At 61.8% G+C, this 26,567-nt stretch carries 24 protein-coding genes; 17 read left to right on the top strand and 7 right to left on the bottom strand.

Annotated elements, in window-relative coordinates:
• Positions 1–43 precede the first annotated feature (43 nt).
• The 5 genes from AC1D06_RS00655 to AC1D06_RS00635 are packed head-to-tail and all read left to right on the top strand — an operon-like array spanning position 44 to position 4,983.
• Positions 44–859: an ABC transporter ATP-binding protein gene (locus tag AC1D06_RS00655; RefSeq protein WP_477984682.1), complete on the top strand. Its 816-nt coding sequence runs from the start codon at positions 44–46 to the stop codon at positions 857–859.
• Complete coding sequence (locus AC1D06_RS00650; protein ID WP_477875333.1) at positions 859–1,683, top strand: ABC transporter permease; 825 nt, start codon at positions 859–861, stop codon at positions 1,681–1,683. Before AC1D06_RS00655 ends, AC1D06_RS00650 begins: the two co-directional genes overlap by 1 nt.
• Positions 1,680–2,993, top strand: coding sequence for a cytosine deaminase (locus AC1D06_RS00645; RefSeq protein ID WP_477984680.1), 1,314 nt, complete (start codon positions 1,680–1,682; stop codon positions 2,991–2,993). Before AC1D06_RS00650 ends, AC1D06_RS00645 begins: the two co-directional genes overlap by 4 nt.
• A gap of 2 nt (positions 2,994–2,995) precedes the next feature.
• Positions 2,996–4,402, top strand: a complete 1,407-nt coding sequence (locus tag AC1D06_RS00640) for an FAD-binding oxidoreductase (protein ID WP_477984218.1) — start codon at positions 2,996–2,998, stop codon at positions 4,400–4,402.
• Positions 4,402–4,983 (top strand): NAD(P)H-dependent oxidoreductase, encoded by a 582-nt coding sequence (locus tag AC1D06_RS00635; RefSeq protein ID WP_477984216.1) that lies wholly within the window; start codon positions 4,402–4,404, stop codon positions 4,981–4,983. Before AC1D06_RS00640 ends, AC1D06_RS00635 begins: the two co-directional genes overlap by 1 nt.
• 109 nt (positions 4,984–5,092) lie before the next feature.
• Here AC1D06_RS00635 and AC1D06_RS00630 read toward each other — a convergent pair whose 3' ends face one another.
• Together AC1D06_RS00630 and AC1D06_RS00625 are read right to left on the bottom strand one after the other, a co-directional pair.
• Positions 5,093–5,479: a RidA family protein gene (locus AC1D06_RS00630; RefSeq protein ID WP_477984214.1), complete on the bottom strand. Its 387-nt coding sequence runs from the start codon at positions 5,477–5,479 to the stop codon at positions 5,093–5,095.
• A gap of 136 nt (positions 5,480–5,615) precedes the next feature.
• A complete protein-coding gene (locus AC1D06_RS00625; protein ID WP_477984212.1) occupies positions 5,616–6,542 on the bottom strand; it encodes a LysR family transcriptional regulator in 927 nt (308 codons plus the stop codon).
• Between the two features lie 261 nt (positions 6,543–6,803).
• Between AC1D06_RS00625 and AC1D06_RS00620 the strand changes: the two genes are divergently transcribed.
• The 10 genes from AC1D06_RS00620 to AC1D06_RS00575 all read left to right on the top strand — a co-directional run bounded on the left by AC1D06_RS00620 (position 6,804) and on the right by AC1D06_RS00575 (position 16,995).
• A complete protein-coding gene (locus AC1D06_RS00620; RefSeq protein ID WP_477875327.1) occupies positions 6,804–7,610 on the top strand; it encodes a 5-oxoprolinase subunit PxpA in 807 nt (268 codons plus the stop codon).
• Positions 7,597–7,839: an acetyl-CoA carboxylase gene (locus AC1D06_RS00615; RefSeq protein ID WP_477875326.1), complete on the top strand. Its 243-nt coding sequence runs from the start codon at positions 7,597–7,599 to the stop codon at positions 7,837–7,839. Before AC1D06_RS00620 ends, AC1D06_RS00615 begins: the two co-directional genes overlap by 14 nt.
• Positions 7,836–9,221, top strand: a complete 1,386-nt coding sequence (locus tag AC1D06_RS00610) for an acetyl-CoA carboxylase biotin carboxylase subunit (protein WP_477875325.1) — start codon at positions 7,836–7,838, stop codon at positions 9,219–9,221. Before AC1D06_RS00615 ends, AC1D06_RS00610 begins: the two co-directional genes overlap by 4 nt.
• Positions 9,221–10,096 (top strand): 5-oxoprolinase subunit B family protein, encoded by an 876-nt coding sequence (locus tag AC1D06_RS00605; protein WP_477875324.1) that lies wholly within the window; start codon positions 9,221–9,223, stop codon positions 10,094–10,096. Before AC1D06_RS00610 ends, AC1D06_RS00605 begins: the two co-directional genes overlap by 1 nt.
• Complete coding sequence (locus AC1D06_RS00600; RefSeq protein WP_477984210.1) at positions 10,086–11,057, top strand: 5-oxoprolinase subunit C family protein; 972 nt, start codon at positions 10,086–10,088, stop codon at positions 11,055–11,057. Before AC1D06_RS00605 ends, AC1D06_RS00600 begins: the two co-directional genes overlap by 11 nt.
• Before the next feature lie 29 nt (positions 11,058–11,086).
• Entirely contained in the window at positions 11,087–12,160 is a 1,074-nt protein-coding gene (torT, locus tag AC1D06_RS00595) for a TMAO reductase system periplasmic protein TorT (protein WP_477875322.1), read from the top strand.
• Positions 12,161–12,215: 55 nt separating this feature from the next.
• Positions 12,216–13,727, top strand: a complete 1,512-nt coding sequence (locus AC1D06_RS00590; protein ID WP_477984208.1) for a sugar ABC transporter ATP-binding protein — start codon at positions 12,216–12,218, stop codon at positions 13,725–13,727.
• A gap of 17 nt (positions 13,728–13,744) precedes the next feature.
• Positions 13,745–14,758, top strand: a complete 1,014-nt coding sequence (locus AC1D06_RS00585) for an ABC transporter permease (protein ID WP_477984678.1) — start codon at positions 13,745–13,747, stop codon at positions 14,756–14,758.
• Between the two features lie 47 nt (positions 14,759–14,805).
• Complete coding sequence (locus tag AC1D06_RS00580; protein ID WP_477984206.1) at positions 14,806–15,387, top strand: biotin transporter BioY; 582 nt, start codon at positions 14,806–14,808, stop codon at positions 15,385–15,387.
• Positions 15,388–15,921: 534 nt separating this feature from the next.
• Positions 15,922–16,995, top strand: coding sequence for a Gfo/Idh/MocA family protein (locus AC1D06_RS00575; RefSeq protein ID WP_477984677.1), 1,074 nt, complete (start codon positions 15,922–15,924; stop codon positions 16,993–16,995).
• 104 nt (positions 16,996–17,099) lie between these two features.
• Here the strand turns inward: AC1D06_RS00575 and AC1D06_RS00570 are convergent, their stop codons facing one another.
• The 5 genes from AC1D06_RS00570 to hglS are packed head-to-tail and all read right to left on the bottom strand — an operon-like array spanning position 17,100 to position 24,009.
• Positions 17,100–18,371 (bottom strand): NAD(P)/FAD-dependent oxidoreductase, encoded by a 1,272-nt coding sequence (locus AC1D06_RS00570; RefSeq protein ID WP_477984204.1) that lies wholly within the window; start codon positions 18,369–18,371, stop codon positions 17,100–17,102.
• Positions 18,372–18,383: 12 nt separating this feature from the next.
• Positions 18,384–19,616, bottom strand: coding sequence for a pyridoxal phosphate-dependent aminotransferase (locus AC1D06_RS00565; protein ID WP_477984202.1), 1,233 nt, complete (start codon positions 19,614–19,616; stop codon positions 18,384–18,386).
• Positions 19,617–19,622: 6 nt separating this feature from the next.
• On the bottom strand, positions 19,623–21,158 hold the full coding sequence (amaB, locus tag AC1D06_RS00560) for an L-piperidine-6-carboxylate dehydrogenase (protein ID WP_477984200.1): 1,536 nt from the start codon (positions 21,156–21,158) through the stop codon (positions 19,623–19,625).
• 24 nt (positions 21,159–21,182) lie between these two features.
• Positions 21,183–22,601: an FAD-binding oxidoreductase gene (locus tag AC1D06_RS00555; protein WP_477984198.1), complete on the bottom strand. Its 1,419-nt coding sequence runs from the start codon at positions 22,599–22,601 to the stop codon at positions 21,183–21,185.
• A gap of 10 nt (positions 22,602–22,611) precedes the next feature.
• Positions 22,612–24,009, bottom strand: coding sequence for a 2-oxoadipate dioxygenase/decarboxylase HglS (gene hglS, locus AC1D06_RS00550; protein WP_477984196.1), 1,398 nt, complete (start codon positions 24,007–24,009; stop codon positions 22,612–22,614).
• A 358-nt stretch (positions 24,010–24,367) separates the two neighbouring features.
• Between hglS and AC1D06_RS00545 the strand changes: the two genes are divergently transcribed.
• Both AC1D06_RS00545 and AC1D06_RS00540 read left to right on the top strand, forming a co-directional pair.
• Entirely contained in the window at positions 24,368–25,228 is an 861-nt protein-coding gene (locus tag AC1D06_RS00545) for a transporter substrate-binding domain-containing protein (RefSeq protein WP_477984193.1), read from the top strand.
• A 57-nt stretch (positions 25,229–25,285) separates the two neighbouring features.
• Positions 25,286–26,566 (top strand): NAD(P)/FAD-dependent oxidoreductase, encoded by a 1,281-nt coding sequence (locus AC1D06_RS00540; RefSeq protein WP_477984191.1) that lies wholly within the window; start codon positions 25,286–25,288, stop codon positions 26,564–26,566.
• Position 26,567: the final 1 nt, after the last annotated feature.

The following is a 26,567-nucleotide window of genomic DNA, read 5'->3' as shown; positions in this document are numbered from 1 at the left end:
CCCCGGCGGGACGGATATCCCCTTGCTCAGGGCTTCGCATAGCATGGATGAACCGCAACAGGCCGAGCCCCAGGCGCGAACCAGCAAACCGCTGGTGACCATGGCAGCGGTCTCCAAGACCTTCTCCAGCGGCACGATTGCGTTGAGCGACATGTCGCTGGTGGTGCGCCCCGGCGAATTCGTCAGCCTGCTCGGACCGTCGGGATGTGGCAAGTCGACGGCGCTGAGGATCATTGCTGGCCTTGGTGGAGTCACGTCCGGCCAGATCGATTGGCCGAGCTCGCGCATTTCCAGCAAAGGCCTGCCTGAGGGCGATATCAGCTTCGTCTTCCAGGAGCCGACGCTGCTGCCCTGGCAGACGGTGTTCGGCAATGTTTACCTGCCGCTCCGCCTGCGCGGCATGCCGAAGACCGCGGCGCGACCGATGATCGCCGAGGCGCTGGCGACGGTCGGTCTCTTCGATTTTGCCAATGCCTATCCGCGCGAACTCTCCGGCGGGATGAAGATGCGCGTCTCCATCGCCCGCGCGCTGGTCACCAAGCCGAAACTGCTGCTGATGGACGAGCCCTTTGCGGCACTCGATGAGATCACGCGCCAAAAACTCAACGACGATGTGCTGGCACTCTGGAGGACGACCGGGATAGGCGTCATCTTCGTCACCCATTCGGTATTCGAATCCGCCTATCTGTCCACGCGCGTCGTGGTGATGAAGGCCAGGCCGGGCCGGGTCCACGCGGATTTCGAACTCGAACCGGTCGAGGAAAAAACCGCACACTATCGAACATCCGAAAGCTATCGCCTTGCCTGTGAGCGCGTGTCCCGTTCGCTGATGGACGCCATGGGCGGAGAGGAGCATTGATGGCTGGCCGGCAGACAGCGTCGTTGGAGGATATGCGGCGCAATGAATTGATGCTCAGGATCGTCATCCCGATCCTTGTGGTCGTCGCACTGGTGGCCGTCTGGGCCTTTGCGGTCTGGTTCAGCGACACTCCGGATTATTTCGTGCCGAGCCCCTGGGCCGTCGCCAAGGCGCTGGTCAGCGATTGGGGCATCCTCTTCCCCGCATTCCTGGTCACCGCGCGGATCACTTTCATCGCTCTCCTCCTGGCACTGCTGGGCGGCGTCGCCATGGCAATATTCCTGGTTCAGTCGCGCTGGATCGAGCTTGCCTTCTATCCCATCACGGTCATTTTGCAGGTGACGCCGATCGTGGCGATTTCGCCGCTGATCCTCGTCTATGCGCCGACGACACAGGTGGCCCTGCTGATCTGTGCCTTCCTCGTCGCCTTCTTTCCGATCCTGTCGAATATGGTGACGGGATTGAAAAGCGTCGACCATAACCTCCTCAATCTCTTCGAACTTTATGGCGCAAGCCCGATGCAGACGCTCCTCTATCTGAAGATCCCGGCCGCGCAGCCCTATTTCATGACCGGGCTGAGGATCGGCGGTGGTCTAGCGCTGATTGCTGCCGTGGTCGCCGAATTCGCCGCAGGCTCTGCCGGCGCCGGTTCGGGCCTGGCCTTCCGCCTGATCGAGGCCAATTTCCGCATGAAGATACCGCGCCTGTTTGCGGCGCTGCTGATGCTCTCGGTGCTCGGCGTGCTGATCTTTGCGGCAACGAGTTTCATTTCCTGGCTGGTGCTGCACCGCTGGCATGAGAGCAGCGTCAAGAGGGAAAACTGATGGTTTCGGCATCCACGACGCCATCCGGTGACCGTTATGTCCTGACCAATGCCACCGTCCCATCGGTGCTGCTCGCCGATCCCGTCGGCTCGGGCATTGAAGGCCTGGTGAGCGTCGATATCCTGGTCAGCGACGGCAAGATCGAAACGATCACCGCCGCCGGCGCAGGCCCTTCCGATGCTACCATCTTCGACCTGCGCAACGGCATGGTCTGGCCCTGCTTCACCGATATGCACACGCATATCGACAAGGGCCATATCTGGCCGCGCAAGGCCAATCCGGACGGCACGTTCATAGGTGCGCTCGAAGCCGTCGGCACCGACCGTGAGGCCCGCTGGTCGGCCGAGGACGTGGCGAAACGCATGGATTTCTCGCTCCGTTCGGCCTATGCGCACGGCACGCATCTGCTCCGCACCCATCTCGACAGCATTGCGCCGCAGCACCGCATCTCCTTCGAAGTCTTCGACTCCCTGCGCGAAACCTGGAAAGACAGGATCGCGCTGCAGGCAGTGGCGCTCTTCCCGCTCGATCTGATGGTTGACCAGGCCTATTTCGACGACCTGGTTTCGGTCGTGGCCCGGCATGCAGGGCTGCTGGGCGGCGTACCGAAAATGAACCCCGACGTTGCCAGCCAGCTCGACAGCCTCTTCCGCGCCGCCGCCGACCACGGCCTCAACATCGATCTGCATGTCGACGAAACCGACGACAAGCAGGCCCGCACGCTGGAGGCAATCGCCGAGGCCAAGTTGCGCAACCGCTTCGAAGGCACCGTCACCGTCGGCCATTGCTGCTCGCTCGCGCGGCAGGACGAAGCCGATGCCGGGGAAATCGTCGGAAAGGTGGCTGAGGCGAACCTCTCCGTCGTGTCGCTGCCGATGTGCAACATGTATCTGCAGGACCGCTATCCCGGCCGTACCCCACGCTGGCGCGGCGTGACGCTGTTCAAGGAGCTGGCCGCGGCCGGCGTAGCGACCGCCGTATCCTCCGACAATACCCGCGATCCGTTCTATGCCTATGGCGATCTCGACGCGGTGGAGGTCTTTCGCGAGGCAGTGCGCATCCTGCATCTCGACCACCCGCTGGACGATGCCGCGCGTGTCGTAACCGCAACGCCGGCATCGATCCTCGGCCGGCCGGAGCTCGGCCGCATCGCCGCCGGCCAGCCGGCCGACCTCGTTCTGTTCAGCGCCCGTCGCTGGACCGAATTCCTGTCGCGGCCACAATCCGATAGGATTGTCTTGCGCCGAGGGGCCGCGATCGACCGCGCCCTGCCCGACTATCGCGAACTCGACGACATCATGGGAAGCTGACAATGCCCGACTACCAGAAGATCAAAAGAGAACTTGAAGGCATTGCGATCGAGGATCATCCGGGCCTGGTCAAGCAGAAGAGCCGTGACTTCTACTGGTATTCGCCGGTGCTCAAGGCGCAGCTCGACAATGTTACCGCCGATCTCGTCGTTTCGCCCATAAGCGAAGAGGAGGTGATCCGCACGCTACGGGTCGCCTTCGCCCATGACGTGCCGGTCACGCCGCGCGGCGCCGGCACCGGCAATTACGGCCAAGCCATGCCGCTTTCGGGCGGCATCGTGCTCAACCTCGCCAATATGAACAAGGTGAAGGAGATCGCGCCGGGGCGCGTGGTCTCGGAGCCGGGAGTGATCATCGCCGATCTCGACCGCCAGACTGCGGCACATTCCGGCCAGGAGCTGCGCTTCCATCCCTCGACCGCGCAGACGGCGACGATCGGCGGTTTCATTGCCGGCGGTTCCGGCGGCGTCGGTTCGATCACCTGGGGCGGGCTGCGCGACCTCGGCAATATCCTGCGGCTGCGCGTCGTCACCATGGAGGCCGAGCCGCGCGTGCTCGATCTCACCGGCCGCGACCTGCAGAAGGTCAGCCACGCCTATGGCACGAACGGCATCATCACCGAAGTCGAGATGCCCCTGGCGCCTGCCTATGACTGGGTCGACGTTCTCGTCGGCTTCGACGACTTTATGGACGCCGTGCGCTTCTCCGACGCGCTGGCGCATGAAAACGGCATTCTCACCAAGGAGATCGCGCCGATCGCGGCACCCATTCCGCACCTCTATTTCCCGCGCCACAAACCGTGGATCAGGCAAGGTCAGTCCATCGTGGCGCTGATGATCGCACCCTTTGCCATGGACCCGTTCGAGGCCTTCTGCCGCAGTCACAAGGCGGAGATCACCTTCCGCTCCGACAAGGTCGAGAGCATGAAGGGCATTCCGCACGCCTATGAGCTCGCCTGGAACCATACGACATTGCGCGCCATCAAGGTCGAGCCGAGCTTCACCTATCTCCAGGTCCAATATCCCGGCCCCGACCATGTCGAGCGCGTCCGCAGGATGACAGAGATTTTCGGCGACGAAGTGCCCGGCCATCTCGAATTCATCAAGTTCAACGGCGCGATCCAGTGCGCCGGACTTCCCCTGGTGCGCTATACGACGGAGGTACGGCTGGAAGAGATCATTCGCATCCATGAGGAGAACGGCTGCCCGATCTTCAATCCGCACCGCTATACGCTGGAAGAAGGCGGCATGAAGCGCACCGACGCGGTTCAACTCGCCTTCAAGCATGAGACCGACCCCAAGGGCCTGCTCAATCCCGGCAAGATGATCGCCTGGGAAAATCCGAATTTCGACTTCAAATCCGGCAAAACCTATCTCTTCCCCGGACTGGAAGAACTGGGGGCGGCCTGATGCGTGTGCTTCTCCTGCACTCCCATCCGGTGGAATCGAGCTATGGCGCCGCTCTTCACAAACTCACGCGCGAAAGCCTGTCAAAGGCCGGCCATGATGTCGACGACTGCAATCTCTATGCCGAAGGTTTTGATCCGGTCATGTCGCGCCATGACCGGATCGTCTATCACGACTATCCGGAAAACACGAAGCTGGTCGGCAGCTATTGCGACCGGCTGAACGCGGCCGAGGCGTTGGTGATCGTCACGCCGGTGTGGAATTTCGGTTTCCCGGCCATGCTCAAGGGCTATTTCGACCGGGTCTGGCTGCCAGGCGTTTCCTTCGAACTGGTCGACGGCAAGGTCCAATCGCGGCTGAGGCATATCCGCAAGCTGGGCGCAGTGCTGACCTATGGCGCGACACCCTTCCGCGCCTGGGTGGCGGGCAATCCGCCCAAGAAGATCATCAAGCGGGTGATCCGTGCCCAGCTCAGCCTGACCGCATCGGTCACCTTTCTTGCGCATTACAACATGAACCAGGCGACGCAGCAGACGCGCGAGCAGTTCCTGGAAAAGGTGAAGACAACGATGGAGCGTTTCTGAGCGCTACTAAGCAGACTTTCGTTGGCAAGCCAACGATTCATCCGCTTAGTTCTATTGTTTTGTCGCAGGTTCCTGTCGGAAAACCGCGGGACACTTTTCCGGAACCTGCTTAGGCCTTCACCGCCGTAACCTCGACCTCGACCAGAAATTCCGGGCGGGTGAAGCCGCTGACGATGATCAGCGTCGATACCGGCAGCGGCGCTTTCGTGTAGCGGTCCCGTACGGCCATGTAGGCCGGGAAATCCTCGCGTTTCGTAACGAACCCGGCAATGCGGATCACGTCTTCGAAGCCCATCTGCGCTTCTTCGAGGATTGCACGGATCGCTTCGAAGCAGAGCACCGCCTGTTGCTCCATGGTTTCCGGCACGGCATCGTCGAGACCGATTCCGAGCTGACCCGATGTGACGAGAAGCCGGCCGCCCCGCGGCATGACAAGACCGTGATTATAGTTGCCGAAGGGGCGACGGACAGCTTTGGGGTTGATCGGCGTTTTCATTTTGATCGCGTGCTCACAGGGACATCGGCCAGCAAGCTACTTGCTGGCGGCAGCGAAATCCAGCGCGGAAGATGCGATCGGGAGGCGCATTTATCAGCAACGGGCTTCCGAAACGCGCCAGGAGCTCTCCACGGACTTACTCGATGTCGATTTTCTTCGACGATGTACTCGGCAGGCCGAAAGCCTGCTGGAAATAGCTGCGGAAGGCCAGCATGGCCGGGGTGAAGACGGAGCCCGCCCGCCAGGCAAGGCCGACATCCATCGGCGGAACCGGATCCTGGATATTGATGGTTTCGATCCGCCGTCCTTCGAGCGACCATGGACGGTGCACCATGTCCGACAGGATCGCGACACCCTGGTTGTTGGCCACCATGGATCGTACGGCTTCCACCGAGGAGGTGCGGAGAATGACATTGGGCTGATAGGTCGTCTTGCTCCAGTATTTCAGCGAGGATTGCGCCGCCTCGTCGACGGTGAGCATGATGTAGGGCTCCTGCGCCACCTCCCGCAGCCCGACACCGTCGCGTCGCAGAAGAGGATGCTGGGCCGGCACCCAGAGCCGCCGGACGGAGCTCAGAAGCGTCTCCGTGGTCAGCATCGGGTTGAGGATGTTGGAGGTGAGAAGCACCGACAGGTCGTATCTGTTGGTCAGCAGGCCTTCCTCGATCGACTCGCGATTGACCTCGTAGAGCTGGACCCTGAGCTTGGGGAACAGCCGTAGCATCCGTTCGACATGCATGGGCAGGAAATAGCCGATGACGGTGTAGGTCGCGGCGACGACGAGCTCCCCTTCGACATCGCTATCGATGAAATTGATGTGCAGCGCTTCATCGATCTTCGCCAGGATCTCATAGGCATGGGCGAGAAACTGCCGCCCCGAAGACGTCAGTTCCATGCCGTGCGGCGAGCGATTGAACAGCGGCACGCCGACGATCTGCTCGAGATCCTTGATCGCAGCGGTGATCGCCGACTGCGAAATATTCTGATTGACCGCCGCAAGCGAAACTTGCGCATATTCCGCCGTCGCAACGAAGTAGCGCAGCTGCCTCACACTGAAACTCATCCGACCTCATCCCTCCCGCCATAAGTTAATCAGAATTATCCTCAGAAAATGTGAAACTGCTTGCCTAAATAGGCGGCGGCCAGCGACTAATTTTTCCACATTCCGAAAATCTCATTGTTTTTGCTAGGTAATCACAAAGGCCGTTTTGAATTTCTGTATCAATTTTTCAGATAATATGACGCAGAATAATCTATTTTTCAAATGCAAAATTCCGCCCTAGCGTAGCCTCACGAGATGCGGACGGACAGGAAGAGGCAGGCCTTGAAGGATACGATCGATATCAATTGCGATATGGGGGAGGCTTTTGGCCGGTGGCGTATCGGCGACACCAGCGACCATCTCCTGATCCCGCATATCAGTTCGGCCAATATTGCCGCGGGCTTTCATGCCGGCGATCCGAACCTGATTGATGAAACGGTCAGGCTAGCAGCTGAACATGGCGTCGCCATCGGCGCACACCCGGGCTTCAAGGACCTGCAAGGTTTTGGCCGCCGCAGGATCTCCGGCAGCAGCAAGGAAATCATCAACGACGTGGTCTACCAGGTGGGCGCGGTGCGCGAATTCTGCCGCCGCCACGGTACCACGGTGGAGCATGTCAAACCGCATGGCGCGCTTTACATGGAACTGGCCGACAATGCCGACCTTTCCAATGTCTTCATCGAATACATGCGGCGGGCGGCGCCGAATGCGCCAGTGTTCTGCATGGGTGGCTCCGCCACGGATATCGCCGCGCGCCAGGCCGGTCATCCGGTAGTGCGCGAATTCTATGCCGACCGCGATTATGGCGACGACGGATGGATCGTCTTTACCCGTGACGCCGGCCGGCCGGACCCCAAGGCGATTGCCAAGAAGGTCCTGCGCGCCTGTGTCGAAGGCAAGGTGCGCACGGTGAGCGGCGCCGACATCCCGATCGAATTCGAGTCGATCTGTTTTCATTCCGATACTTTAGGAGCGCTCGACATCGTCGCCCGGATGCGTGAGGCACTGGTGGCGGAGGGAATTCGCATCAGCCCGGCCTCCCATCCGACCAATGGCAACGAAGCAAGGGGATCCCATGAGCAAGTCTGAAATCAAATCGCCGCTGCCAGGCACGTTCTACCGGTCCTCGTCGCCAGATCGCCCGCCGTTCAAGCAGGATGGTGACGACGTGTCGGCAGAGGAGACGATCGGCATTATCGAGGTGATGAAGACCTTTCACGAGGTCCAGGCCGGCATTGCCGGCAAGCGCATCACCTTCCTGGTCGACAATGAGGAGCCGATCATGGCGGGCCAAGTCATCGCGGAGGTCGAACAGTGACGATCAAGTCCGTCCTCGTCGCCAATCGCGGCGAGATCGCTGTTCGCATTATCCGTGCCGCAAAGGCGCTCGGAATCCGCACGGTTCAGGTCTATAGCGCCGCGGACGCCGATATGCTGGCTGTGCGGCTCGCCGACGAGGCGGTGAATATCGGCCCGCCGGCCGCGAAGAAATCCTATCTCAATATCGAAGCCGTCATCGCCGCAGCCAAGACCGCAGGCGTCGATGCCGTCCACCCCGGCTATGGTTTCCTCTCGGAGAATGGCGATTTTGCCGATGCGGTGGCCGCGACAGGAATGGTCTTCATCGGTCCGAGCGGCAATGCCATCCGATTGCTGGGCGACAAGGTCGCGGCCCGCGACGTAGCGGCACGTGCCGGCGTGCCCACTGTGCCGGGCAGCGGTGGCCGTATCTCGGACCTGTCGCAGGCACATGAGATTGCTGGGCGTACCGGCTTTCCGCTGATGATCAAGGCGGCGGCCGGCGGTGGCGGACGCGGCATCCGTATCGTCCATTCGCTGGCCGAACTGAACCAGCAGTTTCCGCTCGCCTCCGCCGAAGCCGCGGCCGCCTTCGGCGATGGTGGCCTCTATATCGAGAAGGTCATCGGCAATGCGCGCCATATCGAAGTCCAGATCTTTGGCGACGGCCGGAACTTCGTGCATTTCTACGAACGCGAATGCTCCCTGCAACGCCGCCGGCAGAAGGTCTGGGAGGAGGCGCAGGCCTTCCTGCTGCCGAACGACGTGCGTGAAAAGCTCTGCGCAAGCGCCGTAGCGCTGGCTCGCGACGTTGGTTACCGCGGCGCGGGCACCGTCGAATATCTCTACGACGAGCAGAGCCGCGAATTCTACTTCATCGAGGTCAACACCCGCATCCAAGTGGAGCACCCGGTCACCGAGATGATCACCGGCTTCGACCTGGTGAAGGAGATGTTCAACGTGGCCGGCGGCGCGGCCCTCTCCGTCGCGCAGGCCGATATCCGCCCGCGCGGCCATGCCATCGAGTGCCGCATCAATGCCGAGGATCCCTTCAAGGGTTTTGCGCCGGCGCCGGGCCAGATCACGCGGCTCGCTGTGCCGGATGAGGACGGCGTGCGCTTCGACACCATGCTTTACGAGGGATACACGATCCCGCCCTTCTATGACTCGCTTCTCGGCAAGCTGATCGTCTGGGCGGAAGACCGGCCCAAATGCCTGGCGAAGCTCGCCCACGCGCTCGACGGTCTCGTCATCGAAGGCGTGCCGACCACGATCCCGCTCCACAAGGCGCTTGCCGCGGATGCCGCAATTGCCAGGGGCGCATTCCATACCCGTTTTCTCGAGGGCTGGCTCGAAAGCGATTTCGCCGCCGCCCCCATATCCAGCACGGAGGTTGCCTGATGCCGGTGCGATACACATTTGGTGGCGACGAGCATCTCTTCGTCGAATGCAGTGACGAGATGTCGCTGGATGCCTTCTTCAAGAGCCTGTCGATGGCGACCGGCGTGCGCGAGAGCGGCATCAAGGGTGTGACGGAAATCTGCCCGGCCAATGCCTCCTTCCAGGTCAAATTCAACCCGGATGTGATTGCTCCGGACGACATCCTCAAAGAGGTCCGAGCGATCGAAGGCGCGGCCGAGAAGGCCGAGCCGGTGCTGAAGACACGCATTGTCGAAATCCCGGTCTTCTACAATGACCCCTGGACGCGTGAGACGCTGATGCGTTTCCGCGAACGACATCAGGAACCCGGCGGCACCGATCTCGACTATGCTTCGAAGATCAACGGCTACGGCAGCGTCGACGATTTCGTCTCGGCGCATGCCGGTTCGCCATGGTTCGTCTCCATGGTCGGCTTTGTCGCCGGCCTGCCCTTCATGTACCAGATGGTCGAGCGGCAGCGGCAGATCGAGGTGCCGAAATATCTCCGGCCCCGCACCGATACGCCGCGGCTGACGGTCGGCCATGGCGGCTGCTTCGGCTGCATCTATTCAGTGCGCGGCGCCGGCGGCTACCAGATGTTCGGCATCACGCCGATGCCGATCTTCGATGCCAGCCAGACGACGAGCTATCTCCACGATTTCATGGTGTTCTTCCGGCCGGGAGACATCGTCAAGTTCAAGCCTATCGGCCGTGAAGCCTATGACCAGGCTGTCGAGGATGTCGACAAGGGCCGCTTCGTGCCGCCCATCCGCGAAGTCAGCTTCGACCTCAGGGAATTCCAGAAGGACATAGACGGCTACAATTCCAAGCTGGAGGAGGTGCTCCATGGCCATTAAGGTTGTTCACCACGGCATGGCGACGACGGTCCAAGATCTCGGCCGCCCCGGCTATTTCCACCTCGGCATTCCCATGGGTGGGGCCATGGACCGCTATGCGCTGCGCGCCGCCAACCTGCTGGTCGGCAATGACGAGAGCGCGGCCGGGCTTGAAGCCGTTTTCATGGGGCCGAAACTCGAATTCACTGCGGATGCACTGGTTGCCGTTACCGGTGCCGACATGCCGGCGAAAGTCGATGGTGAGCCGGTGTCCAGCTGGACCGCCTTCAGGGTCAAGACCGGCCAGGTGCTGACCTTCGATTTTCTCAAGACCGGCGCCCGCATCTATATCGCCGTGGCCGGCGGAATCGACGTTCCCGCAGCGCTCGGCAGCCGCTCCACCTATCCGATCGGCGCGCTCGGGGGCTTCAAGGGCCGGGCGATCGCAGCGGGCGACGAATTGCCGGTCGGCCAGGGCTCGCTTGCCGGTGAGGGCCGGACGATCGACGAAAGCCTGCGCCGCAAGCCGGGCATGCCAGCCGACCTCCGCGTGCTCCCAGGCCTCTACTGGGACCGGCTGACGGACGGTGCCAAGGCGAATTTCTTCGCTGACACCTGGAAGGTGGCGCCCGAGGCGGACCGTATGGGCTATCGCTTCCGCGGCGGTCGCAAGCTCGAATTCGTCGAGCGAAAGCAGCCCTTCGGCGCGGGGTCGGATCCCTCCAACATCGTCGACAGCTGCTATCCCTACGGATCGATCCAGGTGCCCGGAGGGACCGAGCCGATCATCCTGCATCGCGATGCGGTGTCGGGCGGCGGCTATTTCATGGTCGGCACGGTGATTTCTGCCGACATGGACTTGATCGGCCAATTGCAGCCGCACACGCCGACACGCTTCGTCGAAGTGACGATGGACCAGGCACTCGCCGCCCGCAGGGAACGGGCGGACCTGCTCGGGAGGCTGCGCGCATCCTTCCATTGAATTCCAAACCACAAGCAAAGGGGAATGACATGAAAAATATGAGGACTTTGTTGTTAAGCTGCTCGGTCGCGATGCTCGGCCTCGCATCCCCGGTGCTGGCCGGCGACTGGTATCCCTATCCGGCACAGAAGGTCGAACCGCCCTTCGATCCGAACGGCAAATCGGTCGATGTCGAATATTCGCCGCTCGCCAAGGCGGAGAAGCCATGGAAGATCTGCGTCTCCTTCCCGCATATGAAGGACGCCTACTGGCTGGGCGTCGATTATGGCGTGGTCGCCGAGGCCAAGGACCTCGGCATCAAGCTCAACGTGGTCGAGGCCGGCGGCTATACCGAGCTTGCCAAGCAGATTTCGCAGATCGAAGACTGCGTCGCCGGTGGTGCCCAGGCAGTAGTGATCGGGGCGATCTCCTATGATGGCCTCAACAATCTCGTCACTGAAATCACCAAGAAGGGCATTCCGGTCATCGACGTGATCAATGGCATGTCGTCGCCCAATGTCACGGCGAAGTCGCTCGTCTCCTTCTATACGATGGGCTACGAGACCGGCACCTTCCTCGCCAAGAAGCATCCGGCCGGCACCGATCCGGTCAAGGTCGGCTGGTTCCCCGGCCCGGCGGGCGCAGGCTGGGTCGAAGCCGCCAACAAGGGCTTCATGGACGCCGTCAAAGGTTCGTCGCTCAAGGTCCTCGATCCGAAGTTCGGCGACACCGGCAAGGAAGTCCAGCTCAAGCTCGTCGAGGACGTGCTGCAAGCCGAGCCCGACCTGAAATATATCGCCGGCACCGCCGTGACCGCGGAAGCGGCGCAGGGCGTCATCCGCGAACGCGGCCTCAAGGGACAGGTCGACCTGCTCGCCTTCTACATGACCCCCGGCGTCTACGAAGGCATCAAGCGCGGCTTCATCGCCGCCGCCCCGGCCGACTCCATGGTCATCCAGGGCCGCATCGCCATCGACCAGGCGGTTCGCGCCATCGAGAAGAAGGACCTGATCAAGCATGTCGGTCCGAAGATTTTCGTGCTCGACCCGTCGAACATCAACACGACCGACAAGAGCACGATCCTGCCGCCGGACGGCTTCAAGCCCGAATTCAACGTGAACTGAACGCGGTCGCCCCGGTGCACGGTGCCGGGGCGTCCCGTTTCGGGAGAAGACGACCATGCAAGCAGAGACGCCGCTCGTCGAGATGACGCGCGTCAGCCGCACCTTTCCCGGTGTCACGGCGCTGGACAATGTGAATTTCGAGCTCTTGCCCGGCGAGGTCCATGTCCTGTTCGGCGAGAACGGCGCCGGCAAATCGACGCTGATCTCCATCCTCTCAGGCGTCTATCCGCAGAGTTCGGGCAGCGTGAAAATCGAGGGCGAGGAGGTTTCCTTCGCCTCCGTCGGCGAGGCCAAGAAGCGTGGCATCGCCGCCGTGTTCCAGGAATTCTCCCTGGTGCCGACGCTCAGCGTCGCCAAGAACATCTTTCTCGGCGCCGAGCCGATGATCGGCCCGTTCATCGACCGTGCCCGGATGGATCGAGAGGCGCGCAAGCTGTTTGCCGATCTTGGCTTCGATATCGATGTCCGCGCCTCCGTCGGCGCGCTGTCCCGCGCCGAACAGCAGATGACCGAGATCGCCAAGGCGATCCATTTGAATGCCCGCGTGCTGATCCTCGACGAGCCGACAGCCTCGCTCACCGAGCGCGAGACCAAGACCCTGTTCCGCATCGTCTCCGAGGCGAAGGCGCGCGGCGTCGGCATCATCTATATTTCGCATCGCATCCAGGAATTCTCGGTTATTGCCGACCGCGTCACCGTGCTGCGCGACGGCAAGCTGATCGGCACGGTGGATATCGGCGACACGACGCCGGAGAAGCTCGTCGAGATGATGACCGGTCGTGCGATCGGCCAGATCTATCCCGCCATCGCCCGCGCCGCCGAGACGCCGATTGCATTGTCACTGCGCGGCATCAAGGCTGAGGGCGTCAACGGTGTCGATATCGATGTCAGGCGCGGCGAAGTGCTCGGCGTTGCCGGGCTGGTGGGCAGCGGCAAGTCTCGCACCTGGCGCTCCGCGATCGGGCTTGCCGGTCTGCAGTCCGGCAAGGTCACGCTCGACGGCAAGGACATGACCGGCGCGCCGACACGCAAATTCCTCGCCCGCGGCGTTTTCTACCTGCCGCCGGACCGCAAGAACGAAGGCCTGATGCTGAGCGCCACGGCGCGGCAGAACATCAATCTCGGCCTGCTCTTTCGGGGCGACGTGGCGGGCGCGACTGGCCTCTCGCTGCGCAAGATCAATGCGCTGTCGACCGGCATCGGCCAGAAAGTCGAACTGACCAGCGCCTATATGTCCCGCCCGATCGCCAACCTCTCCGGCGGCAACCAGCAGAAGGTGCTGTTCGGCAAGGGTTTTGGCGACGACTATGACGTCTACATCTTCGACGAACCGACGGTGGGCGTCGACATGGGGACACGCGCGGCACTCTACAGGCTGGTCAAAGAACTGGCCGAGGCCGGCAAGGCGGTCGTGGTGATCTCGTCGGATCTTCCAGAGGCGATGAACCTCGCCCACCGGCTGCTGGTCTTCGCCAATGGTCGCATCTCCGCCGAACTCAGCGGCGCCGACATCAACGAAAACAATGTGCTCAAAGCATTCTTCACATCGGAAGGGGAAGCCGCATGAACGGCCGAGCGGAAACCATGAACGAGACCGAAGCGTCCGGCGCCTCGCCGCTGAGGTTCGTCAGGCAGGTCTTCCTGCGCGCCGGCGTCCTGCCCTTCTTTCTCATCGCGGCACTGGTCATCTTCACCATCGCCTCGGCACAATTCCTGACGCTGCAGAACCTTACCAACGTGGCGCGGCAATCGGTCTACCTGATCCTCGTTTCCCTCGGCCAGATGCTGGTGCTGATCACCGGCGGTTTCGATCTTTCGGTCGGCACGGCGATTGCGCTCACCTCCGTCGTTTCGTCCATGACGATGGTTGCCACGGCGGCGATGTTTCCGGATGCCGTCTGGCTGGCGATCACGCTCGGCCTCGCTGCGGGTTTCTGTGCAGCACTCATCATCGGCGTGGTCAATGGCATCGGCATTTCGATCTTCGGGGTTTCGCCCTTCATCATGACGCTCGGCGTGCAGTCGATTGGCGCCGGCGTGGCCTTGTTCCTGACCGGCGGCGTGCCGGTCGACAACCTGCCGTTCGAATTCGGCGACTTCTTCGGCTTCGGCATGGTGGCGGGCATACCCGTTCCCGTCCTGGTGGCGATCGTCGCCATCGTGGTCATGTGGTTCGTGATGAACCGGATGCGGCTGGGCACCAAGGTCTATGCCGTGGGCGGCAATATCAAAGCGGCCCACCTTTCCGGCATTCATACGAGCATGACGCTGTTCATCGCCTATCTCATCTGCGCTTTGCTCGCCTCGCTTGCCGGCATATTGCTGACGGCGCGGGTGGAAAGCGGCGAGACCAATCTCGGCGGCACGATCGCACTTGAATCCATTGCCGCCTGCGTGATCGCCGGCGTGTCGTTGCGCGGCGGCATCGGCCGCGTCGAGAATGTGGTGCTGGGCGCCTTCTTCATCGTGCTGGTGCAGAACGGCATGAACATCATGCAGATCGGCTCGTACATGCAGATGGTGCTGCTCGGCAGCTTGCTGGTTCTCGCCGTCGTCGTCGACCAGTTGCGCTACCGCATGCTGCTACAGAAGCACTGAATGCCTGACGTCGCCAAAAACGCCAACCAGATCAAATGGAGAGACCTATGACAAACATGACCCTGACAACAGGCTCCGACAGCCTTGAAACCATCGTCGGGCGCCATACATGGCGCATGGCGATGGCGACCGTCCTAGGCAGCCTCTTTCTTGCCGCTATGGCGCAAATCCAGGTGCCGTTCTTTCCCGTACCAATGACGCTGCAGACCTTGGCTGTGATGTTGATCGGCCTGACCTTCGGTTTCCGGCTGGCAACGGCGACTGTCGCGCTCTATCTAGCCGAAGGCGCGCTCGGCCTGCCGGTTTTTGCGGGCTTTGTCGGCGGTCCGGCGATTTTTCTTGCCGGCACGGCCGGTTATCTCGTCGGCTTCCTCGCCGCCGCGAGCGCTATGGGCCTGATGGTCGATTGCGGCGTGGCGAAGTCGTGGACCGGCCGTGTTCTCACCCTGGCGGTCGGCCAGACGCTGATCTTCGGGCTCGGCGTCGCCTATCTGGCATCGCTCTACGGCTTCTCCAAAGCATTGGACTACGGCTTCTACCCGTTCGTCGCCGGTGATTTGCTGAAGATGGCGATCGCAGCAATTTCCGGCACATATCTGCTTCAGGCATTCGCCCGCTTCGGTAAATAGTGGCAATGTCCGAAGTCTCATCGATCTCCGCAGCTCCGGCGCGCGGGGAGATCGATGAGCGAGACATATGACTTGGATGACAGCCGCTACCGCCCACTACGAGGACGGCGGCTTTCGGGGCTACGGTTCGGCAGAGCCTCCATTGCTTGCAGGCGCGCCCCCAGTCCTTCCAGCAGGATTTTCAGTTCCGCAATGCGTCGGCGCACCTCCGGCACAAATGCACTGGATGCGGAAAGCTCCGAGATTTCTCTGGCAACCGGCTCGCTCTATGGCAGCAGTGCATCTCTGTCTGAAACATCGTCGAGCATCGGGTCCTCCCACAGAATGACATCGCCGAATTATCATCGCTGATAGGCGCCTTTGCAACATCTCTAACCAAGGTAAGGCGGCTTTGCGCCGCTTTCTCGGCGATCCGTCGCCAGAGCATTCAGTATTTCTTTTCCTGAGGAACCCGCGGAGGCCCTTCGAAGTTGGACATCCCATGTGGTCCACAAGACCATGATGTAGGGAGAGGTTCCAATGACAGAGCAGCCTATTCGACTCGCCATACTCGGCACGGGCTCGATGGCCCGCCAGCACGCTGAACGGTTCAGCGCCATCGCGGGCGTCAGCGTGGTCGCGGGGATCGACGTCGACGCCGTACAAGCCGAGGCGTTTTGCCATAAGCACGGCATCGACCGTTCTTTCGGCGATGTTAAAGCGGCGCTCGAGTGGGGAGAGTTCGACGCTGTCGCCAATGTCACGCCGGATAACGCGCATCATGCCACGACGCTTAAGATCGCAGCGGCCGGCAAACACATATTTTGCGAGAAACCCCTGGCCGTAAACTACGGCCAGGCGGAGGAGATGACCCTGGCTGCCGAAAGCGCGCACGTGGTTGCGATGGTCAACCTCAGCTACCGCAATGTGCCGGCATTGCAAAAGGCGCGCGAACTTGTTCGGGGAGGCGCTGTCGGTGACGTGATCCACGTCGAAGCCTCCTATCTGCAGAGCTGGCTTTCAAGCCGCCATTGGGGCGATTGGAGAACCGAAAGCCGCCTGCTCTGGCGCCTGTCGAAGGCGCACGGATCCAATGGCGTCCTGGGCGACATCGGTATCCACATCCTGGACTTTGCCTCCTATGGAGTGGCATCGGCGGTCGAAAATGTCACCTGCCGGCTCAAGGCGTTTCCCAAGGCGCCCGGCGATCAGATCGATGATTTCACATTGGACGCCAATGACAGCTTCGTCATGGCGGTCGAATTCACCAATGGCGCATTGGGAACGATCCATGCCACACGCTGGGCGACCGGCTACAGCGACGACCTGCAACTGAAGATTTTTGGCACCAAGGGCGGCCTCGATGTAAGATATGGCGGCCGTGACGCGAACGGGCTTCGCATTCCAAGCCTGCAAGTCTGCCTGGGAGAGGATATCCAGACGCAGACATGGCGGCACTTTCCCCTGACGCCGGTGGAGACCAATTATGAGCGGTTCATCCGGGCCATCCGCCAGGGTGAAACGCTCGAACCATCATTTGCGCATGCCGCAAACCTGCAACGCATCCTCGACAAGGCGCTGGAGGCGGACATTGCGCTTCCGGGCGAAACCGTGGTCGTCAACACCTGACGCGTCAGGACGCCTCGGGCGCTTCTTGATCGTTGAGCAACATCAGCGTGGCCAAGGACGGAAGGTCCCAGGCATCAACGGTGTGAGCGCCGGACAACAGCGATCTACCTCACGAGCGCATGTGCCAATGCCGCCCCGCCTTCATAATAGGCGGCTTTCGTCGCGGTGAAGCGCTCGGAATAGTGCCCGATCGGGCGGACCGGCAGTTCGTCCAGAGCGTCCGTCAGCAGCGCGATTGCGGACTGGGTCCCGAACACCGTGCCCGGTGCAATGCCGCGGCCGGAATAGCCGAAGCAGGCCAGCGCGTTGGGGCCGAAGGCGACGATCTTGGGCACATGGTCTTTTGTCATGGCGATCCGGCCCCGCCAGGCATGCTCGAACGGCAGATCGCCGATTTCGGGAAACAGGCGACGCAGTTTGCGGCGCGCCCAGGAATAATGGATGGATGCCTCCGGTCCCTCGGAATTGCCGACGCCGCCGACAATCATGCGGCCCGCCTGGTCGATGCGGAAGGATGACATGACCAGTGCCGTGTCCCAGCAGCCTTCGCCACCGGCGAGAATTCTTTGGCGCGCATGGTCCGGCATCGGCACTGTCGCGAACTGACAATAGCTCATGGGCGTGAATTCGGGTTTGAAAGGGGTTTCGATCCCCATCTGATAGGCATTCGTTGCCATAAGCAGCGACTTCGCCCGCACACGGTGACCATTGGCCTCGATGACCCACGTGTCGGCCTGCCAGGCAATCGCGGTCACGGGCGAGTGCTCATGGATCACAGCACCTTTTGCCTGTGCGGCCTGTGCAAGGCCTCGACAGTAGGCGAAGGGCTGGATCGTGCCGGCTCGTGGATCGAAAAGCGAGCCGCGATAGACGGACGTACCGGTTCGGCGCGCCGTCTCCGTCGCATCGAGAACGGTGAGAGGTGCGCCATCGCGATTGCCTTGGCGGCAACGCTGCTCGATATCCTTCAAGCCTGCAGCAGAGTGGGCAAGATGCAGGGTGCCTTTATGGACAGCCTCGCAATCGATGCCTTCCTCGGCGATCAACGAAAAGACGCGCCGTGGACCATCCGCCAGGATATCGATCAGCCGTCGGCCAGCCGCTTCGCCCATCTGGGCGATCACCGTATCCGGTGGCAGCCAGAGGCCGGCATTGACCAGGCCGACATTGCGGCCCGACCCGCCATGACCGATGATCTCGGCTTCCAGCAGGCAGACGGAGGCGCCGCGCCTGGCCGCCTCGAGCGCCGCTGCCGTGCCGGTGAACCCGCCCCCGACGATGACCAGATCGACCGTCAGGTCACGATCGAGCGGCGAAGTTTGAAACGGCTGGCGAGCGCTTGTGCGCCAGAGAATGGAGGAAGGTCTGGTTGCCATGGCTCGATATCCTCACTGCAATGCGTCGCAGGCCTGCTTTATCCGCTTCAACGCCTCTTCCAACTCGAGTTCGGAGGTGGCGTAGGAGATGCGGAAATAGGGAGAGAGACCGAAGGCCGAGCCCGGAACGACGGCAACCAGGGCCTCTTCCAGAAGATAGTTGGCAAAGTCGTCGTCCGACTCGATCAATTGCCCCTTGGGTGTCGTCTTGCCGATAAGACCGCCGCAATCTGCGAAGGTATAAAACGCGCCCTCCGGCACCCGGCAGGCAATGCCGGGAATGGCATTAAGCGCAGCGACGACGAGATCGCGGCGGAGCCTAAAACTCTCGCGACGCTCTGCCAGGAAATCCTGCGAACCGTTCAGGGCCTCGATGGCGGCCGCCTGGCTGACGGAGGACGGGCAGGACGTCGACTGGCTCTGGACGACGGCCATGGCCTTGATCAGCACCTTCGGCCCGCCGGCATAGCCGATACGCCAGCCGGTCATGGCATAGGCTTTGGAGACGCCGTTGACGGTCAGCGTGCGGCCCTTCAGTGCCGGCTCGATCGCCACTGGCGTGACGAAGCGAAAGCCGTCATAGACGATGTGCTCATACATATCGTCGACCATCAGCCAAACATGCGGATGGCGCATCAGGACGTCAATCAGCGGCCGATAATCCGCCTCGCTATAGGCCGCACCCGAGGGATTTGACGGCGAATTGAGCAGCAGCCACCGTGTCTTCGGGGTGATCGCCTTCTCAAGCTGCTCAGCCTTCAGCCGAAAACCGGCTTCGCCATCACAGGGCACGAGCACCGGCACGCCGCCGCAGAGTTCGACGATGTCGGAATAGGTCGTCCAATAGGGCGTCGGGATGATGACCTCGTCACCAGCATCTATGGTCGCCATGAAGGCGTTGAACAGGATCTGCTTGGCGCCGGCGGAGACGGTGATCTCGTCGAGCGCATAATCGACGCCATTCTCGCGGTGAAATTTCTCCGCGATTGCCTTCTTCAGCTCCGGCGTGCCGTCGAGCGCGGTATATTTGGTCTCGCCGCGATCGATCGCCGCTTTTGCCGCCTGCTTGATAGTGTCAGGCGTGTCGAAATCCGGCTCCCCGGCGCAGAGAATGATCACCGGCAGGCCGTCGCGCTTCATCTGATTGGCACGCGCACCGATCTGCAGGATTTTTGACACGCCGATAGAGGCGAGGCGCGAAGCGGGCTTGAAACCCGCCTCCTCGATTTTGGCTACGATGGTCATGGCTATTCACGCGATATCGAAAGAGACGCCCTGGGCGAGCGGCAATGCCTTGGAATAGTTCACTGTGTTGGTGGCGCGGCGCATGTAGGCCTTCCACGCATCGGAGCCCGATTCACGACCGCCGCCGGTTTCCTTTTCACCACCGAAGGCGCCGCCGATTTCCGCGCCGGATGTGCCGATATTGACATTGGCGATGCCGCAGTCCGAACCGTCAGGCGCCAGGAAGCGCTCGGCCTCGCGCATGTCGAGGGTGAAGATCGAGGACGACAGACCGGCCGCGACCGCATTGTGTTCGTCGATCACCGTGTCGAAATCGGAATATTTCATCACGTAGAGGATGGGCGCGAAGGTCTCCTCAAGCACAGGACCGACCTGGGCAGGCATTTCGACAAGCGCCGGCTTTACATAGTAGGCTGTGTTCTTGCCGGCTTCTTCGACCCGTGCACCGCCGGTGACAACGCCACCCTCAGCCTTTGCAGCCGCGAGCGCCTTCTGCATGACGTCGTATGCCTGCTTGTCGACCAGCGGGCCGACCAGTGCGGAGGTTTCCAGCGGATTGCCGACCGATACGCTCTGATAGGCTTTCTTCAGCCGCGGCACGAGCTGGTCATAGACGCTGTCGTGGACGAAAAGACGGCGCAGCGTCGTGCACCGCTGGCCGGCAGTGCCCATGGCGCCGAAGGCAATGGCGCGCAGCGCCATGTCGAGATCGGCCGAGGGGCAGACCACGCCGGCATTGTTGCCGCCGAGTTCGAGGATCGAACGGGCAAAGCGCTTGGCAAGGCGCGGGCCGACTTCGCGGCCCATCCGGGTCGAGCCGGTGGCCGAAACCAAGGCGACCTTGGGATGATCGACCAGCGCTTCACCGATGCTGCGGTCGCCGATCAGAACCTGTGCCAGATTGGCCGGCGCGTCGCCGAAGCGGGCAATGGCGCGCTCCAGGATGGCTTGCGAGGCAAGCGCGGTGAGCGGCGTCTTCTCCGACGGCTTCCAGACGACCGCGTTGCCGCAGACGAGCGCCAGGGCTGCATTCCACGACCAGACGGCGACCGGGAAATTGAAGGCCGAGATAATGCCGACGACGCCGAGCGGGTGCCAGGTTTCCATCATCCGATGGCCGGGACGCTCGGTGGCGATCGTCAGGCCGTAAAGCTGGCGGGAAAGGCCGACGGCGAAATCGCAGATGTCGATCATTTCCTGCACTTCGCCGAGGCCTTCCGAGGCGATCTTGCCGGCTTCGATGGACACGAGGCGGCCGAGATCGGTCTTGACTGCGCGCAATTCCTCGCCCAACAAGCGGACCAATTCGCCACGCTTCGGCGCCGGCACCAGTCGCCAGGCGCGGAAAGCCTCATCGGCCTTGGCGATCACGTCAGCAGCTTGAGTGGCTGAAACCGTCTTCAGCGCGGCGATCTGCTCACCGGTGACCGGCGAATAGGAGGCCATGTCGCCGCCGACATAGAGTGCCTTGTCGACGCCGAGCTTTTCGAGAAGTGCTGCCGCTTCGGCCGGCACATTGATCTGCTTGACTGCAATATTCATGCGAAAACTCCTGTTCTGAATGGGCTAGAAACGGATGCTGCCGAGCGGGCCGGGCGATGTGATCGCCTTCAGCCCGGCTGCCAGCGTTCTGATCGGTTGCACGGTATAGAGATCGTAATAGGCCTGGTTCTTCCGGCCGATGCCGTGTTCGGCGCTGAAGCTGCCGCCGAATGTCTCGACCGCGATTGAAAACACCCAATCGCGCAGCCGCTTTTCGAAATCCGGATCGGCGGCATCGAGTGAATCCTTGTCGATGACGAGGTTGAAATGCACGCCGCCATCGCCGATATGGCCGAAGTCGCAGACAGTCACTTGAGGAAACGTCTTCGGCACTTCCACCTTCATATGGTCGCAGAAAGCCATAATGTCGCCGCGGCGGAAAGATAGATCGAATGCGATCAATCGTCCGCTATGTTTTACGCCCTCCGACAGGGCGTGCCGCAACAACCACATTTCCGTCGGCGGGCCGATGAAGGCGTCGGCAAGCAGTCCGCTTTCATCCTCAAACATCTCGGCAAGCACGCTTTCCAGCACCGCGTCGAGCGACAGCTCGCCGTCGCGCGGCTGCCAGCTGCGCGTGATTTCGGTGAGGATCACATAATCGGGGATTCGGCCTGCTTGAAACGGATTGCGGAGCGCCGGCACATGGGCAAGCGCGGCTGCGATTGCATTGCCGGACATGCCTTCGAAGGCGGAGAGGTAGGCGCCGAGTTGCTCTTCCATTCTCCGGAGCAACGGCATGACCTTCGTACCATCGGCCGGCACGAGATAAGCTGTCGCCGTCTGGGCCGGCAGGCGTTCGAGATTGAGCACGCATTCGGTAACGATACCGAATGCGCCCGACGTGCCGATGAACATCTGCTTCCAGTCGACGCCGGTATTGTTCTTGCGCAGATCCTGGGAGAGGTCGAGCACGGTGCCGGCCTCGTCTGCCAGAACGACCGTAAGGCCGAGCGTATTCTTGCGGACATCGCCATATTTCAGAAAGCGCGCGCCGCCGGTATTGGTTGCCACCATGCCGCCAATGCGCGGGTCGGCGCCCAGATCGATAGGGAAAAACAGGCCATGCGCCTCGAGGCGACGGTTCACCTCGGAAAGGCGGAAGCCGGCATCGACATGCAGTGCGCGATTGTCGAGATCGAGGTCGAAACGGCGCGTCACCCGGTCGAGGCTCAGCACGATCTCAGTGCCCGACATATCCGGCGTCGAGCCGGAAACCAGGCCGGTATTGCCGGATTGCGGCACCAGCCGGATGCCACTGCCGACGCAATAAGCAACGGCGGCGGAAACCTCCTCGGTCGAAACCGGCCGCAGCACAAGCGCGGCACGACCCTTGTCGTAACGCGCGCCTGTTTCGTAAGCCAGCATATCCGCAGGGGCATCGACAATGCCTCTGTCGCCAAGCAGGGCCTTCAGCGCCGCGATGTGGTTCGTGTCGATCATCGCCTGCCGCTCACTCCGCAGCCATGATGATGCCGAGCGCGGCAAGGCAATCGTCGATCGAGCCGCGTTCAATCGCCGCGTAATGGGCGAACTCGTCCAGCACGCTGGCGCCGAGGTCACGCTCGAACATCAGCTGGTTGGGACTGGCGACGAAAGCCTGCGTCGCTGCGTCGCCGAGATTCGACTGAAAGATGCCGGCGGCGCTGACGGGCAGGAAATCCTCGTAGACGAGCGGGTCGAACTGCACGATGCCTTCCACGATCGCTGTATCCAGATCGAGCCTGCCACTGGCGGCCTTCACTGCCTTGCCGGTCAGCGAATAGCTGAAATAGCCGAGGCCGGCCTTGCGGATTTCGTTCCAATCGTCCGGGAAGGCGCGAAAGGCATCGCCAAGCGCCTCTTCATAGACGGCGGCATTGGAGCCGTCCGCTGCGGGCGTCACGCGGGCACGGGCCTCATTGAGCAGTGCGTCGTAAAGCGCCCTGCCCTTCGGCGTAAGCGCAACACCGCGCTGTTCGATCTCGCCGAAGCGGGCCGTATGCGATCCGGCATGCCAGCTGCCATCATCGCTGCGGAACGACACGGCTTCTTCGAGCGCCTTGAACGAGGTCTGGCGGAGCAGGACCGGGCATTTGCGGGTCGGCGGTCCTTCGATCACCGCCTTGGGCACGATGCCGTGTTTCGGCATCAGCGCCTGCACCGCATCGATGTCGAGCGTGCGCGGCGTCAGGTGATTGATATGCGGCCCCTTGAAGGAGACGACATCGGCGACCAGCCGGTGAGCATCATGAAGACGTTTGTAGAGATCGGCGCTGACAATGGCCTTGTCATGCCAGCGGAAGGTTTCCAGCACTTGCTCGACCAAGCGCTTTCCGTCAGCCGCATTCAGGCCGCCATCGCGCTCCGCCTTTTCAACCAGATCGATGGCCGCATCGGTGAAAATCCTGCGGCTTGCCAGCACGCTCGCAGCCTCCTGGCGCAACGCCTCGTCTGCAATCAGGTCGAGCCGCAGCAGCGAGGTGAACACACGGAACGGATTACGCTTCAGGCTCGCATCGCCCACCGGGCGGAAGGCGGTGGAATGAACCGGAACGCCGGCAGTCGAAAGATCATAGTAACCGACGGGATGCATGCCCATGACAGCAAACACGCGGCGCATCATCGACAATTCCTCAGCGGTTCCCAGCCGGATCGCGCCGTGGCGCTCCTCGGAAATGCGGTCGAGGGAATCCGTCATATCCAGCCGCGTCCTGAGATGCGGATCTACCACAAGCGTTTGCCGGTTGACGGTGGCGACAAGCGACATCAATGTCCCGTAAGCCGGCACCTCGTCGCGATACATGGCCGACATCGCCGCAGAAAAATCCGACCGGATGGCATCGGCGGAAGCAAACTCGGCAGTCTTCATGAAATGTCTCCAGCTTGCAAAGCGATCATTCTATTTTCTCATCATAGATCAATCGAACGGCATTTTTATGCGACAAATTTGACTGACTTCATTCCAATTTAGAATGATCTTAGCGAAAGCAGCCGTTTGAAGAGACCTGCTCGCCGTGCACGGCAACCAAAGGCCCGATCCTCAGCCGCTTTCGTTCCGCTGAGCGGCCCTGCTCGCCGTTGCGACAAGGAATTATCCGGAGCCCCAGAGGCCGTCCGAGGCTGGATATCCAAGGCGCGCAGCAACCCTGGAAATCTGCTCGCACCGGGGAATGGCCGCTTGACACGAGCACTCGTTTCCTTTCATCTGATGTTGTCAGACATCTTACATGACGGGAAAGCTGCTCGAAAAGGAGGATTCGGTGAGGACACTGCTCAAATGGCTGGCGCTGGGCGCCACGTTCGTGACCCTGGCAACCGCTGCGCAAGCAGGGGAGACGCTCAATCGCGTGATGGAGAAGAAAGCGCTGGTGGTCGCCACCAATAGCGGCTGGCCGCCCCAGAGCTTCCTGGACGACAACAACGAACTGGTCGGCTTCGACATCGACGTGTCGCATGAGATCGCCAAGCGCCTCGGTGTTTCCGTCAGCTTCGAGACGCCGGAATGGGCGACGCTGACCGGTGGCCACTGGCAGGGCCGTTACGATCTCGGCGTCGGCTCCGTGACCCCGACCAAGGCGCGTGCCAATGTCATCGATTTCGCCGGCATTTATTACTACAGCCCCTATGTCTATGTCGTGCACAAGGACAGCAAGGCGAAGACGGTCGACGACCTCAACGGCAAGGTCATCGGCGTAGAAACGGCGACGACATCCGAGGATTTCATCAATCGCCAGCTCCAGATCGACGCACCCGGCATGCCGCCGATCGTCTACAAGGTAACGCCCGGCGAGGTGAAGACCTATGCCGACTCGATGCTGCCCTTCGATGATCTTCGCCTGGGTGAAGGCGTCCGTGTCGATGTGGTGATCGCGCCGGAACAGACCGCCCAGAACGCCATCAAGAACGGCTATCCGGTGCGCATCATCGAAGGCGAATATGCTTTTCGCGAGCCGCTGGTGGTGATCGCAGAGAAGAACGATCCGGAATGGACGGCCAAGATCGGCGGACTGATCGCCGACATGAAGAAGGACGGCACGCTCAGCAAGCTAACCACGAAATGGTATGGCAAGGACTACAGTGCCGACTGATGCAATCCGGCGCGGGCGGCACCCATCGCCCGCGCCACCTCTCGCGGATGATCTTCGATGGCCTATCCTGACACATATTACAAACGCACCATGGCAGACGAAACGGTGCGCCCCGCTTTATCGGACAGCGCCGAATGCGACACCGTCATCATCGGCGGCGGCCTTGCTGGTCTGACAACTGCGCTTCAGCTTTGCCGCGCCGGCCAGACCGTGGTTGTGCTCGAAGCCGAGAGTGTCGGCTTCGGCGCCTCGGGACGCAATGGCGGTTTCGTTGGTCCCGGCTACGCCACGGGCGGCGACGAGATTGCCCGCATTGCCGGCAAGGACATCGCCCGCAAACTGCATTTGCTGTCGATCGAAGGTGTCGACTTCGTCGGCGACACGATCCGCGATCTCGGTATCGAAAGCGCCGATCCCCACCCCGGCATTCTCAGTGTCATGCGCTATGACGACGGCGCGTCGCTCAAGGCCTATCGCGATCAGGTCGCCAGGGAATATGGCTATGAACTAGAGTATCTGGAGCGCGACGAAGTGCGCGCCGTGCTGAAATCCGAACGCTACTTCCAGGGCCTGCGCAGCCCCTCGGCATTCCATATGCATCCCTTGAACTATCTGCGCGGCGTTGCCTCAGAGATCGAGCGGCTGGGCGGAAAAATTTACGAACGGACCGCCGCGACCGGTACGGATTTCACCGCGCCGGAAAAGCGCGTTCGCACCACAAGCGGCGAGGTAAGAGCCCGCAATGTCGTGTTCACCACCGGCGGCTATACCGGCAATCTGGAACCGCGGCTGAAACGCGCCTTCCTGCCGATCGCCACCTATGTGATGGTGAGCGAGGAAGCGCCGGACCTGATCGCCACGGCCATCGCCACCACCGATGCGATCGGCGACAATCGCCGCGCCGGTGATTACTATCGACTGGTCGATGGCGGCAAGCGCATCCTCTGGGGCGGGCGGATCACGACGCGGGCAGCATCGACCGCCGGCCTCGTGCAGGAACTCCGCGACGAGATGACCACGACCTATCCGCAACTGATCGCGCTGAAGACGGAGCTCGCCTGGTCCGGCCTCATGTCCTATGCCCGCCATCTCATGCCCCAGATCGGACAGGTCGAACCCGGTGTCTGGCATTGCACGGCGTTCGGCGGCCATGGCCTCAACACGACCGCTGCCGGCGGCAAGGTGGTGGCGGAAGGCATTCTCGGCCAATCGGACCGCTACACGCTGTTCAAGCCCTTCGGCCTGGTCTGGGCAGGTGGCCTGGCGGGCCTCGCCGTCGCACAACTTACCTATTGGAAACTGCAGGCGCAGGACTGGTGGCGCGAGCGCGCCGCCTGAA

Source organism: Rhizobium sp. P2_G2, assembly GCF_056403555.1.
Note: the sequence above shows the minus strand (reverse complement) of the source record. Positions and strands in the feature narration are given on the sequence as shown.

Excerpts from the sequence above, each read along its gene's own strand:
- AC1D06_RS00565 (WP_477984202.1), bottom strand. The coding sequence starts at position 19,616 with ATGACCATCGTAGCCAAAATCGAGGAGGCGGGTTTCAAGCCCGCTTCG.
- amaB (WP_477984200.1), bottom strand. The coding sequence starts at position 21,158 with ATGAATATTGCAGTCAAGCAGATCAATGTGCCGGCCGAAGCGGCAGCA.
- AC1D06_RS00600 (WP_477984210.1), top strand. The coding sequence starts at position 10,086 with ATGGCCATTAAGGTTGTTCACCACGGCATGGCGACGACGGTCCAAGAT.
- AC1D06_RS00545 (WP_477984193.1), top strand. The coding sequence starts at position 24,368 with ATGACGGGAAAGCTGCTCGAAAAGGAGGATTCGGTGAGGACACTGCTC.
- AC1D06_RS00655 (WP_477984682.1), top strand. The coding sequence starts at position 44 with ATGGATGAACCGCAACAGGCCGAGCCCCAGGCGCGAACCAGCAAACCG.
- AC1D06_RS00590 (WP_477984208.1), top strand. The coding sequence starts at position 12,216 with ATGCAAGCAGAGACGCCGCTCGTCGAGATGACGCGCGTCAGCCGCACC.
- torT (WP_477875322.1), top strand. The coding sequence starts at position 11,087 with ATGAAAAATATGAGGACTTTGTTGTTAAGCTGCTCGGTCGCGATGCTC.
- AC1D06_RS00570 (WP_477984204.1), bottom strand. The coding sequence starts at position 18,371 with ATGGCAACCAGACCTTCCTCCATTCTCTGGCGCACAAGCGCTCGCCAG.
- AC1D06_RS00615 (WP_477875326.1), top strand. The coding sequence starts at position 7,597 with ATGAGCAAGTCTGAAATCAAATCGCCGCTGCCAGGCACGTTCTACCGG.
- AC1D06_RS00640 (WP_477984218.1), top strand. The coding sequence starts at position 2,996 with ATGCCCGACTACCAGAAGATCAAAAGAGAACTTGAAGGCATTGCGATC.
- AC1D06_RS00630 (WP_477984214.1), bottom strand. The coding sequence starts at position 5,479 with ATGAAAACGCCGATCAACCCCAAAGCTGTCCGTCGCCCCTTCGGCAAC.
- AC1D06_RS00585 (WP_477984678.1), top strand. The coding sequence starts at position 13,745 with ATGAACGAGACCGAAGCGTCCGGCGCCTCGCCGCTGAGGTTCGTCAGG.
- AC1D06_RS00540 (WP_477984191.1), top strand. The coding sequence starts at position 25,286 with ATGGCCTATCCTGACACATATTACAAACGCACCATGGCAGACGAAACG.
- AC1D06_RS00580 (WP_477984206.1), top strand. The coding sequence starts at position 14,806 with ATGACAAACATGACCCTGACAACAGGCTCCGACAGCCTTGAAACCATC.
- AC1D06_RS00625 (WP_477984212.1), bottom strand. The coding sequence starts at position 6,542 with ATGAGTTTCAGTGTGAGGCAGCTGCGCTACTTCGTTGCGACGGCGGAA.
- hglS (WP_477984196.1), bottom strand. The coding sequence starts at position 24,009 with ATGAAGACTGCCGAGTTTGCTTCCGCCGATGCCATCCGGTCGGATTTT.
- AC1D06_RS00555 (WP_477984198.1), bottom strand. The coding sequence starts at position 22,601 with ATGATCGACACGAACCACATCGCGGCGCTGAAGGCCCTGCTTGGCGAC.
- AC1D06_RS00635 (WP_477984216.1), top strand. The coding sequence starts at position 4,402 with ATGCGTGTGCTTCTCCTGCACTCCCATCCGGTGGAATCGAGCTATGGC.
- AC1D06_RS00605 (WP_477875324.1), top strand. The coding sequence starts at position 9,221 with ATGCCGGTGCGATACACATTTGGTGGCGACGAGCATCTCTTCGTCGAA.
- AC1D06_RS00650 (WP_477875333.1), top strand. The coding sequence starts at position 859 with ATGGCTGGCCGGCAGACAGCGTCGTTGGAGGATATGCGGCGCAATGAA.